Annotated in this window: 9 protein-coding genes; 5 read left to right on the top strand and 4 right to left on the bottom strand. The window is 49.2% G+C overall.

All coding sequences use genetic code 11. The annotated features are described in order from the left end of the window. Window positions 1–200 precede the first annotated feature (200 nt). Window positions 201–1,205 carry a transposase gene (locus IE090_RS17490; protein ID WP_189390412.1) on the top strand — a complete coding sequence of 335 codons (1,005 nt, stop codon included), beginning with the start codon at window positions 201–203 and terminating at the stop codon, window positions 1,203–1,205. 169 nt (window positions 1,206–1,374) lie between these two features. Continuing rightward, window positions 1,375–2,484, top strand: a complete 1,110-nt coding sequence (locus tag IE090_RS17495) for an IS110 family RNA-guided transposase (protein ID WP_229815822.1) — start codon at window positions 1,375–1,377, stop codon at window positions 2,482–2,484. Between the two features lie 690 nt (window positions 2,485–3,174). Here IE090_RS17495 and IE090_RS17500 read toward each other — a convergent pair. Next, window positions 3,175–5,748 carry a collagenase gene (locus tag IE090_RS17500; RefSeq protein ID WP_189390413.1) on the bottom strand — a complete coding sequence of 858 codons (2,574 nt, stop codon included), beginning with the start codon at window positions 5,746–5,748 and terminating at the stop codon, window positions 3,175–3,177. A gap of 362 nt (window positions 5,749–6,110) precedes the next feature. Here IE090_RS17500 and IE090_RS17505 point away from each other — a divergent pair, with 362 nt between their 5' ends. The 3 genes from IE090_RS17505 (at window position 6,111) to IE090_RS17515 (ending at window position 10,561) form a co-directional block, all read left to right on the top strand. Further along, complete coding sequence (locus IE090_RS17505) at window positions 6,111–7,808, top strand: S8 family peptidase (RefSeq protein ID WP_189390414.1); 1,698 nt, start codon at window positions 6,111–6,113, stop codon at window positions 7,806–7,808. Window positions 7,809–7,852: 44 nt separating this feature from the next. Continuing rightward, entirely contained in the window at window positions 7,853–8,188 is a 336-nt protein-coding gene (locus IE090_RS17510) for a hypothetical protein (RefSeq protein ID WP_189390415.1), read from the top strand. Between the two features lie 645 nt (window positions 8,189–8,833). Next, window positions 8,834–10,561 (top strand): S8 family peptidase, encoded by a 1,728-nt coding sequence (locus IE090_RS17515; protein WP_189390416.1) that lies wholly within the window; start codon window positions 8,834–8,836, stop codon window positions 10,559–10,561. 51 nt (window positions 10,562–10,612) lie between these two features. Here the strand turns inward: IE090_RS17515 and IE090_RS17520 are convergent, their stop codons facing one another. From IE090_RS17520 to IE090_RS17530, 3 genes are all read right to left on the bottom strand, one after another. Continuing rightward, window positions 10,613–10,876: a hypothetical protein gene (locus tag IE090_RS17520; RefSeq protein WP_189390417.1), complete on the bottom strand. Its 264-nt coding sequence runs from the start codon at window positions 10,874–10,876 to the stop codon at window positions 10,613–10,615. A 135-nt stretch (window positions 10,877–11,011) separates the two neighbouring features. Then, window positions 11,012–11,464, bottom strand: coding sequence for a hypothetical protein (locus IE090_RS17525; RefSeq protein WP_189390418.1), 453 nt, complete (start codon window positions 11,462–11,464; stop codon window positions 11,012–11,014). A 15-nt stretch (window positions 11,465–11,479) separates the two neighbouring features. Further along, window positions 11,480–11,964, bottom strand: a 485-nt coding sequence (locus IE090_RS17530) for a hypothetical protein (RefSeq protein ID WP_189390419.1), incomplete at its 5' end; no start/stop codon positions are given.

Below are 11,964 nucleotides of genomic sequence, written 5' to 3' on the forward strand. Positions count from 1 at the left end.
CTTTAGCGCTTTTGACGCTGGAACCAAATGGGAGAGCGTCCATCCCATCAGTCATTATAAGAACTATCATCTTCCCACTGACGGATAAAGTCGTACTTTACTTGAGTAAACAGGACAGTCATCATAAGAAAGCTGCCTGATGGCAGCGTCTAAATCTGCTGGCTAGGCTGTAAGCAGATCCTATTCACTGGGAGTCAGCCATGCCTAAACCGCGCAAAGAACTCGTTTCTCTGGAGGCCACGCCGTATTATCACTGTGTCTCACGCTGTGTGCGGCGTGCTTTTTTATGCGGCTTTGATCAGGAAGGGCGCAGCTTTGAGCATCGCCGAGGCTGGATTGAGTCATTGCTACTGGAGCAAGCCCAGGTCTTTGCTATAGACATCGCTGCCTATGCAGTGATGTCGAATCACTTTCATGTGGTCCTGCATGTTGCACAGGATCAGGCTGCGAGCTGGTCTGTACGTGAAGTGATTGAGCGCTGGCACCGGCTGTACAAAGGTAATGCTTTTACCCAGCGTTATCTGTTAGGCGATGCACTCAGCCAGGTGGAAGAGCAATTAGTTGAAAAGTACGCCAACGAATGGCGCGAGCGTTTAACCTCCATTAGCTGGTTTATGCGCCGTTTGAATGAAAAAATTGCGCGCATGGCCAACGAAGAAGACGAATGTACTGGGCATTTCTGGGAAGGTCGTTTTAAATCTCAGGCGCTGTTCGACGAAAAAGCACTGGCTGCCTGCATGGCCTACGTGGATTTAAACCCTATTAGAGCAGGCATGGCGAAAACACCTGAAACGTCTGATTACACCTCGATCAAAAAACGCAGCCGTAAAGCAAAGCAAGCCAACTCACCCAATCATCTGTTCCAACAAGTCCCCGAGCTATTTAACTTCGCTGATAACCCTCGTAAAAAAATGCCGGAAGGCATCCCAATGAAATTAACCGATTACATCGACTTGGTGGATTGGACCGGCAGACAAATACGCGATGATAAACGCGGTCATATTAACCAAAGCTTACCACCCGCGTTGCTCAGGCTGGGCATTGATCCACAACACTGGCTGGTTATGACGCAGCAATTTGAAAGCCAATTTAAAGGCCTAGTGGGCAGTGCTCAGCAGCTAAAGGCCAAACTGAGCTGCTTTTTCCGCGACAGCAAACAACATAGAACGGCTGGCATTGGTGCTTGCCAGCAGCTGCTGACTTAACAGAAGTCAGTAAAATCTTTCCATCAAAAACCTGTTTGTTCAACAAGCAGGGGTTAGCTTTGTCTGAAACCCTGTCTTGCTATTCAAATCACTTTTGGGCTCATTGATAGGCGGTGCTCAAGGCCTCCAGTGACTGGGTTCAGCAGTAAACAGCCATACTTCTCTCGGCATGACTGATGGGATGGACGCTCTCCCATTTGGTTCCAGCGTCAAAAGCGCTAAAGTTTTAGTTCAACAAAAAACTCAACAAATGAGGAGCGTCCACATGAATAAGGGTAATACAGTTGCGGTTGACTTGGCAAAGTCTGTCTTTCAGGTATGCATCCTGTCGGAGCAGAATCAGGTCGTCAAAAGCCTGCGTCTAAGTCGACCAAAATTTAAAGAGTTTTTGACCACGTATGAGCCTCCTCAGGTCTTTATGGAAGCCTGTTATTCATCTCACTACTGGGGTCGATATGCACAGCAGGCCGGTCATCATGTGGGTTTGATTCCAGCACAACACGTCACGCCTTTTGTGCGCGGCAATAAAAATGATCGTAACGATGCGTTGGCGATTGCAGAAGCAGCACGCCGACCTGGCATGCGTATGGTACCGGTTAAATCAGAGTCGCAGCAGGATATCCAAGTGTTGCATCGCATTCGCGAACGGTGCGTGGCGACTCGAACCGGATTAATGAATCAAATGCGCGGTTTATTGGCCGATTATGGGTACAGTTTTCCAGAAGGCATTGAAGCCTTAGCAGTAAAGCTGAGGGAGGCGATGGAAGACCCAGCCTTATCTGCCATTATTCGCAAAGAGATTGAGCACACATTGGTTGAATACGATTCTCTGAGTCGTCGGCTTGAGCATCTGAGAAAAGTGCTTGCAGACTACGCCGCAAAAAATGAAGAGTGCCAATATCTGCAAACCATCCCCGGCATTGGTCCGCACATTGCCAGCGCGATTATGTCGACCATTGGCAAAGGGCAGGCATTTGCTCGCGCACGAGATTTTGCCGTATGGACAGGGTTAACGCCGATACAAAAAGCCAGTGGCCACAAGTCGACCATGGCGGGTATATCCAAACGCGGGAATCGCTATTTACGTAAGCTATTTGTCCAAGCAGCCAGGCACACTGTTCGATGGGCCAAACGGCAAAGCGATACCAAACTAGGCAACTGGATTAACCAGATTATTCTCCGCCGTGGGCTGCAAAAAGGCGTGGTCGCCGTTGCTCATAAACTGGCACGCATTAGCTGGATCTTGCTACAAAAAAGCGAGGCATTTAAAGCAGCGTAAACGTATTTATCTCATCCGGGTAGTCGTTAGTGTGATGAAATAAACGGGGTTATCCGCCCTTCTCAGAACCTGGCCAAGACACGATCGTAATAGATCGAGTGGGTGTTTTTAGGTGGGAAGGTGCGGATCTCATCAGGGCTCCAGGCCAAGGCCTGATCAGAAGCCGAATATATGTCAGCACTACCACCAACTCGCATGAACCACCGTTCATCATAGCGACCGAGTGATGAGTAAAAAAGAGGTTAATCAGGGGTGTTCAGGCGCCAAGGCTATGTTCTGCCTTGACACCGGGAGAGCGTCTATATATGTCTTTTTTAACCTGTAAACAGCCATACTTCTCTCGGCGTGACTGTCTTTTTTAACCTTTTTTTTAACCTTCGGCGTGACTGTCTTTTTTAACCTGTTTTACCTTTTTTTAACCTGGTGACTGGGTTCAGCAGTAAACAGCCATACTTCTCTCGGCGTGACTGTCTTTTTTAACCTTTTTTTTAACCTTCGGCGTGACTGTCTTTTTTAACCTTTTTAACCTTTTTAACCTTCAAGTCGAGCAGGGGCTGTTGAGTGGGCATAAAAAATCCAGTGACGTCAACGCCACTGGATTTTCTAGCAAGCTGGCCCGGAGTTAAATGCTTAAGTGGACGGCATTAGGGCTATGTCCCGCTTACTTAATTACTAAACATCCATCAGCGATTACCAGTGACGACTGGCAGTGCTGACTTGGTCAAGGCTGAAAGTCAAATCAACGTTTTGATAATCGCCAGTCACTTGCAAGAACAAGTGGCCAGACTGAGGTTGATCAATAAACAGCGTCGCTTGAGTGTTGCTACTTTGCGCTTGTTGCTGGTGGTCGCTTGGCGTTGGCCAGTTGTCGCTGCTGCTTAAAATGGTCAGGCTACCGCTGCCACCTTGAGTGCTGATGCGCAAGTTACGAGCATTGTCTGGCACCATGATGATGTAATAGTTAGCACCATTGCTGCTGATGCGACGTGGCTCATTGGCACGCAACTCGTAGTCGTGCTCGGTATGGCCATCGTCGGCGCCGCCGTCATTGCCACCGTTATCTGTGCCGCCATCGTCTTGGTCGTGCTCATCAATGCGCTGGTCCAGCCAATTGGAGAAATCGGCATCGTACGCACTGCCCAGCTGTTGCAGGTCACGTTGATAATCGTCGTAGCGATTTTCACGCATGGCCGTCAGCCATTGTTGAGTACGGCTGGGCTGCTGGGTTTTCATGTACCAGCTGGCTAAATAGCCCCAGCGATAAACACGTTCGGTACCGTCGTTGTAGGTGTTTTGGAAGACTTCGCTCAACGCGACTTTTTGGCGCTTAGCCGCATCAAGGGCAGCAGAGTTACCTTCTAGATGCGTTGCGTACTCGGCCATGCCTTCTGTCCACCAGGTGGTTGGGAAGGCTTGTGAGCGGCGGAAATCACCGTAGAGGTTATAGCGGCCATCGAGGTAGTGAGTGAACTCATGGCGTAAGTTCCATACGCTAAAGTCATCTATCCATTCGGCGCGATAGGCGATAAAGCGCGCTTGGTTATCTTGCTCTGCTGGGTTGCCTTCCAGGTACATGCCACCATTGTCTGTGCTGATACCGAAGAATAAGCCAGCGTATTGCTTGTAATCAGAAGAGCTGTCGAAAATCACCACTTCCAAACGCTCGTTGTAATCATCGGCGACGGGTTGGCGACCGGTATTAAACAGCTGATGAAAGCGTTGCGCCTGATCTTGCAGAGTATCGCACACCTCTTGGCGCTGGTCGAAGGTCAGGGCTTGGGCACGAATATCGACATTGACGTTGGCGCAGCTATGTTCAGTGGCCAACACGGTTTGCTCTAAACGATCTTGGAAGTCACAAATGCCATACTCGTTGCAGTCGTCATAAGCGGTGGCGACATCAGCGAGTGCTAGCCAGCCCTTACTGAACTCAGGGAACTGCTGCAGCCAGTTCTTCACTTGCGGGCGCAGCTGTGCTTTTAAGTCGTCGTGCTGTAAAAAACGGGCGTATTCCCGCAGGGCGTTTTCTACCAAATAAGCATCATCGCCAGACAGCAGGCTTTGCTGTTGCTGCACAAAGGTTTCCAGCGTACGCAGTAGTCTTGGGTCATTTTTAACCGTGCTGCCAAAGTCATCTTGATAATGTCCTCGGAATAACACGGTAAAAACATTGTTAGTGACGACTTTGCGATCACGGCTATCTGCATCCGCTGCTTGAGGGAAAAGCTCTAATAACTGAATAACTTTTTCAATAAATTGAGTATTTAGGCCCGAGCTATCGATCAAAGTGACGGACTCTGCCAGCAAACTGTTGGCTTTGCCGGTAATGCGCTCATCGCTCAGCAGATTGTTGAGTGCCTCTTCAATAGCATCGCGAAGGGCCGGTGTGTAGTCGCCGACATCGTCTTTACGGTAGTACTGCACATATAAGCCGGCACGTAAAAACAGCACCGAGGCTTCGCTGGGGTTTTGTGAGCCTGCTATGTGCTTGGCCACCATTTCCATGCGCGGTTGCGCAAAGGTGCGCGCTGCTTGTGGGCCGGTAAGAGAGAACAAACCGTTAACGCACTGGTTCTCAGCGGCGGCGACGGTGGCGGCAAAGTCTTCATCGTTAAAAGCATCTAGGCTTGACGCTTTGCAATCCCAATCGCGAGCGACGCCGTTAAAGGTGTCACCAGCATCGTCGTCATTGCCAGCATCGTCGTCATTGCCAGCATCGTCGTCATTGCCAGCATCGTCTTCATTACCAGCATCGTCTTCATTACCAGCATCGTCGTCGTTACCGGAGTCGTCGTTACCGGAGTCGTCGTTACCGGAGTCGTCATTACCGGAGTCGTCATTACCGGAGTCGTCATTACCGGAGTCGTCATTACCGGAGTCGTCATTACCGGAGTCGTCGTTACCGGAGTCGTCATTACCGGAGTCGTCATTACCGGAGTCGTCATTACCGGAGTCGTCATTACCGGAGTCGTCATTACCGGAGTCGTCATTACCGGAGTCGTCATTACCGGAGTTGTCATTACCGGAGTTGTCATTACCGGAGTCGTCATTACCGGAGTTGTCATTACCGGAGTCGTCATTACCGGAGTCGTCATTACCGGAGTCGTCATTACCGGAGTTGTCATTACCGGAGTTGTCATTACCAGGTTCGGTCACGGTATCGGTTGAGCCGTCTCCATCTGGGTTGCGCCCTTCTCCCAGATTTTCACCACCACAACCGGTTAATATTATTGTTGTTAATAATCCAAGCCACCAACGGTTCATGGGTCTAATGCTCCTAGGTTAAAACTGGTGGCGATTCTATGTGGTTATGTAACTAGTTCGAGCCCAATGGTTGCGAAATGTGACTAGCTCGAATTTGAAGCGCAGAAACTGTGATGGAGTTCAAAGTTTTTTCTGGTGGGGAACAGTTGATCCTGTTCTCAGAAATTGTAATGAGACGAAAACGACATAATTATGCAAGAGCGTCTTGTGTGGAACACGACAAAAAATAAAAAATGCTTTCTTTGTCACGTCTTCGTATTTTCTTTTGTTACGTTCCGATGACATTTGTTGCTAACGTGTCCGTCGACCTGACCACTCGCTGGCCAGATAAAAATGAAAAAAGTCGAGAAGGAAGACTCTTAATGAGCTCACAGAAGTTATTGGCAAAGAACTCAATTTTTACCGCATCATTGTTATCTTTAGCAGTGATGAGCGCCAGCGCTCATGCTGAAGTTACTAAGCGATTTATTGTTAAATATCCGTCCGCCAGCGAAATGAGCACACTGGCAGAGCAGGGCTTTAATCCACAAGCCGCTCGTCAGCAAGCATTGCAGCAACAGGGTGTTCAGTATCAGCGCGCTATGATGCTGGAAGACTACCATGTGGTAACGGTCAGCGCCGACAACGAGCAGGAGTTGGAGCAGCGCTTGGCTCAACTGGCGGATAGCCCTGCCATCGTCAGTGTGGAAGAAGACCGCATGTTGCGTACCTTCTTTGCGCCTAATGATCCACTGTATCAAGATCAGTGGCACTATTTTGATCCGCAGGCGGGTATCAACTTGCCCAATGCTTGGGAGCGCGCAACGGGTAAAGGTGTCACCGTGGCGGTATTGGATACCGGCTACCTGCCACACGAAGATTTGCTCGGCAATATTTTGCCAGGTTACGACATGATTTCTGATGAGTTCGTCTCTGTTGATGGCGATGGTCGTGATGCTGATGCCACTGACCCAGGCGATCACATGAAGCAGGGCGAATGTGGTAATGATTATCCACCATTTGACTACTCCAGCTCCTGGCACGGTACTCACGTTGCCGGTACGGTTGCGGCCATGGGCAATAATGGCGTTGGTGTCACAGGTGTTGCCTTTGACGCCCAAGTGGTTCCCGTGCGTGTACTGGGTAAATGTGGTGGTTACACCTCGGATATCGCAGACGGCATTGTTTGGGCTGCTGGTGGCACGGTAGAGGGTGTACCGGCGAACCGTCATCCTGCGCAGGTTATCAATATGAGTCTGGGTGGCGGTGGTAACTGTCAGGACATTACTCAGCAAGCGATCAATTTTGCTCGCTCCAAAGGTACCTCAGTCGTTGTTGCGGCGGGTAACAGCAATGCCGATGCTGGTAACTTTACGCCCAGTAACTGTGATGGCGTAATTAACGTGGCTGCGACCAACATTAATGCCGCAAAAGCCAGTTACTCTAACTTTGGTGACGTGGTTGACGTGGCGGCGCCAGGTGGCGAGTGGGAAATCCGCAACGACCCTAACGGTGTACTGTCGACGGACAACAGCGGTGCGACGCTGGCAGAAGACGACGCTTACCTGACTAAGCCAGGTACTTCTATGGCGGCTCCGCATGTGGCCGGCGTCGCAGCATTGATGTACCAGAAAAAACCGGAAATTACCCCAGATGAGCTGGAGCAACTGCTGGTTGAAAATACCAACCCACTAACTGATAACTGTGTTGGTTGTGGTAGCGGTATTGTTGATGCTGATGCAGCACTGGCGGCACTGGATGATGACCCAGTGGTCGAGCCAGGCGGTGTGGAAGTGGCTGTGCCAGATAACTTTGGCTTTAGGCCACTGACTTGGAGTACCACCATCACAGTGCCAGCGGGTATGTCAGTATTGGATGTCGCCATGGATAAAGACGCCTTCTTTGCCTTGGGACGCGGTAAAATGACGGTGTCGAATGCTGATGGCAGTTCGTGCACCGCAGATATTAAGTTCTCTAAAGGTAGCTGCAGCATTGGTGCGCCGGCCGAAGGAGAGTGGACTGTGACCTTTGAAGCGAAAGGTTGGAACAGCAACCTCGTGGTTAAAGCAAACTGGAAGTAAATAATGGGGCTCGCCTATGGCGAGCCCTTTAATGGATGATCGCAATGGCAAAAACCATCGTTTTATGGCTTGGAGTGTGGCTTTCTATGTCCTGCAGTGCTGAATCTCAACTGCGTTGGATCATCAAAGTCGAACATGAAGCAAGCAGCTGGCCCGCTGCTGAGTTAATCCAGCAACATCAACAAAGCCTAAAAATTTGTGGACTAGAAGTATCTGACCTAGCTCCCTCTGGTGTGCCTGGCTTTCTTCGAATGACACTGGCTGCCCCTATCACGGCAGAGCAAAAAAACTGTATATTGCAACAGTCTGGTGTACTGTCTTTAGAAGAAGACGCCATCATGCGGCCGGCAGACGGTGGTAATATGATGCGCTCTTACTAAGAGCGCAGTTTTATTTGATCAGTCTTGTCAGTCTCTGATAAAACTTTATTTATCATTCGCTGAGCCACATATTAACTGTATCCTTAGCGAAGCCTTTTAAAGCCTGTCTTTTTTCTTCGCTAAAGTTGTGCCTCTGGTATTTTGGCAGGCTGTTTCAGTCCTTTCTTTTTGTTATGCCGAGCCATTATCAACTGCATAGCACGTCTTTCTTCAGAGCTCGAGTGATTCACTGAAGGCATGTGAGCCTCTGGCTCGGGACTTGCCAGTGCTTAGTGTCTGAGATCTTCTCTCTTTTCGGCTGTTTATCCCTTGTTTGATGTTCTCTGTGTCTGAATCTTGTTTTAGAGTGTATGCTTTATTGTCAGATATATTATTTTCTCTGCGGTTTGGTTGGCATTTGAAAACGGTGTTTTTGTTGGCGTTTTTTGTGTTATATTCTTTTTGGGTATTAATATATTCCATTATTTTTAGTGTAAATTGATTAGACCTTTGCCAGCGAAATCAATATTAAATTTTGTTTTAATTGAAGTGGCAAAAATGGCATTTGTTTTGTCACGATACCCATTATTGAATTCGTTTTTTGCTGATACTTTTTTTCTGTCCGCTGATCAAAGAGCGGAAAATTAAAACTAAAAGGAAAAAGGTATGACGTTTAAAAAATCCTTGGCAAGGAATTCAGCCATCGCTATGTCGATGTTGTCCATGGCGGTGATCAGTGCACATGCACAGGCTGAACTCACCAAACGCTTTATTGTGAAGTACCCCAGTGCTAGTGAATCGAGAACTATGTCAGCACAGGGAGTTGATGTGATGGCAGCCCAACAACAGATGCTGGCACGCGGCGATGTTGCGTATCAGCGTTCGATGTTGCTGGATGGTTACCATGTCATCTCAGTAAAAGCCGGTAGTGAAGAAGAGCTGGCGCAACGCATCGAAGAGCTATCTAACAGTCCAGCCATTGCGCACATAGAAGAAGACGCCATTATGCGTGCATTTGCTGCTCCAAATGATCCCCGTTACGCGGATCAATGGCATTACTTTGATCAGCAAGCAGGTATCAACCTACCGAATGCTTGGGAGCGTGCCACGGGTAAAGGCGTCACCGTCGCTGTGTTGGATACAGGTTATCGCCCACATAAAGACCTAGTCGATAATCTGTTGCCCGGCTACGACATGATCACTGAAACCTTCTACTCAGTGGACGGTGATGGTCGTGATAGCGATGCTCGTGACCCTGGTGATCATATGAAGCAGGGGGAGTGTGACGGCAGTTACCCTCCGCGTGATTTTGATAGCTCCTGGCATGGCACGCACGTGGCAGGCACCATTGCCGCCACCACCAATAATGGCATCGGCGTAGCCGGTGTTGCGTATGATGCCAAAGTTGTCCCCGTGCGTGTGTTAGGCAAGTGTGGTGGTCGCTTATCTGATATTGCCGATGGTATTTACTGGGCTGCCGGTGGCAGCGTGCGTGGTGTACCCGCTAACCAAAACCCAGCACAAGTCATTAATATGAGCCTTGGTGGTCGCGGCAATTGTGATGGTATCTATCAAGAGGCGATTAATTTTGCTCGTTCTCAGGGAGCGACGGTGGTAGTGGCCGCTGGTAACAGCAATGATAATGCTGCTAATTACCGCCCAAGCAACTGTGCTGGTGTCGTTAATGTCGCTGCTAGCAACATTAACGCAGCAAAGGCCAATTATTCTAACTATGGCAGCGTGGTGGATGTCACTGCTCCTGGTGGCGAATGGCGTCGACGTGCCGATGGCAGTGTTTTCGTAAATGATCCACAAGGTGTGTTGTCTACTGATAATACCGGAGATACAACCCCAGGGAGTGACGCCTACTTCACTAGCCCTGGTACATCCATGGCTGCTCCGCACATCGCTGGTGTGGTTGCCATGATGTATGAGGTCAAGCCTGATATTACGCCAACAGAAGTAGAAAATATTCTGAAAAACAGAGCTAACACTACTGCATTAACGGATAACTGCACTGGCTGTGGTAGCGGTATTATTGACGCTGATAAAGCGGTAGCTGAGGCCGCTGGCGGTGTTATTGATCCTATTGGTGGTAGCGAGACCTTCGAGGTCGCTGATTACTATCGCTGGTGGTTCTGGGATTTCGGTCAACCCACCCTGTCTTATACAGTGACCACGCCTGAAGGCATGACGTCTCTGGAGGTTGTAGCCAGCGGTACATCGGGTAATGGAAGCCTGACGGTTTTCAATGCTCAGGGCGAAGGCTGCACTGGTGATATCTCGGGTGCCGTAGGCAGCTGTTCGGTCAGCGACCCGTCAGCGGGTGATTGGACAATAAGGATCAGTACTGGCTATCGCTCAGATATGTCACTGACGGCGACTTGGAAATAGCCACACCCATGAGCCAATAAAAAACCCGCTTCGGCGGGTTTTTTTAAGACCCTACTTCACAGCAACATAAACGCTTGCTGTGGCTTCATTATCTTGAAAAGGGTTGTAAAAACGAATGATATGAGTCTCGACGCGTGTAAAAACTGAGGCCAGCGTGGCGATAAAGTCCTCCGCTGGTGGCTCGTTGGGCCATAGGGCAAACACTCCCTGCTGGCGCAGTTGCACCGCCATGGAAGCTGATAAAAAGAGGCATTGCTGGCCTTGAGTAAGGTGCTGGGGGAGGAGGGGCGATATTGAGTGAAAATGCGCTGCCATCTGAGCAGCACCTGCGGGCACAGCCATTGCCAACACGAGCGACCTCAAGGCCAGATGCAAAGTTGATAAACTAGCGAGTTAGATTAGGCTGGCTGGGTGAATTAGACCACTACACCGGTCTTTCGTGATTGAATCTTATTCTTGGTTCAGTGCTGGCGTCTCTTGTTGAGCATTGCGACGTTTCAATTTGTTCAAATAATTCCCCAGCAGTAACCCCAACCCAGTCAATACGGCAGAGCCGTATAGCGCAAACACATAGGGAAGGCCTTGCTCTTCGATGATGGCTGGTCCGATATAAGGTTGGTTTAGGGTGTTCCAGGCCGAGTAAAATAGTAGCGCAACCAGAGGTAATCCAGCGAGGTTTAGCCAACTAGACCACCTAATACTCACGGCCAAAATACTACTGAGCAAAGCTCCCGATACCCACAAACTGGGTTGTGAGGCTATTTTATCTGAGACTTCCGCTAAGGCTGAGTTTGGCAAGAGTACAAGCGCAATAGCGTATCGATTCATAGCATCATTCTTGATCTGACAAGACGGTTGGCTGTAATGCAGCATTGAAGGATCGAAGTTCGAGCCTTCAATCACATACTGTCGCCGACATTACTCTTCTTGGTATTTAATGGCTACTCCCTCTAGCACCAGCGCTTCATATTTGTTGTTTTCTTTCTTCTCTTTTGAGCTGTCATCGTCCGAAGGCACGATATCTAATAGGGTGAAGATACGTTGGGTTCTTTCTTTATTTGCAGTTTGAATGTTGATGACAGCGTCTGCGCCGAGGACTTTGGCCTCGCGTTTTAACTCTTCAACTAATTCTGCGGTGTCGGAACGTTCGTTGCCTAAGATGCGAATAAAAGCCAGTTGCTGGTATGTCTTGGCGCCATCGTACTCGCCAAAGGACAGCTCTAGAGCTTCTGTAGGAGGGTAGCTCGGCCCAATATTGATAATTTCGCTTTCAACATCATATCCGTACGAGGCACATCCGGTTAAGTGAAGTGCAATAACAGCTGCAGATAAAATGCTTGCTAGTGGTCCATGCGGAAAATAATGTAACTTTTGGGTAGATGAGCGTATCATCCACTTATGCG

Origin of the sequence: Bacterioplanes sanyensis, from assembly GCF_014652515.1 — a bacterium.
GTDB classification, from domain to species: domain Bacteria; phylum Pseudomonadota; class Gammaproteobacteria; order Pseudomonadales; family Oceanobacteraceae; genus Bacterioplanes; species Bacterioplanes sanyensis.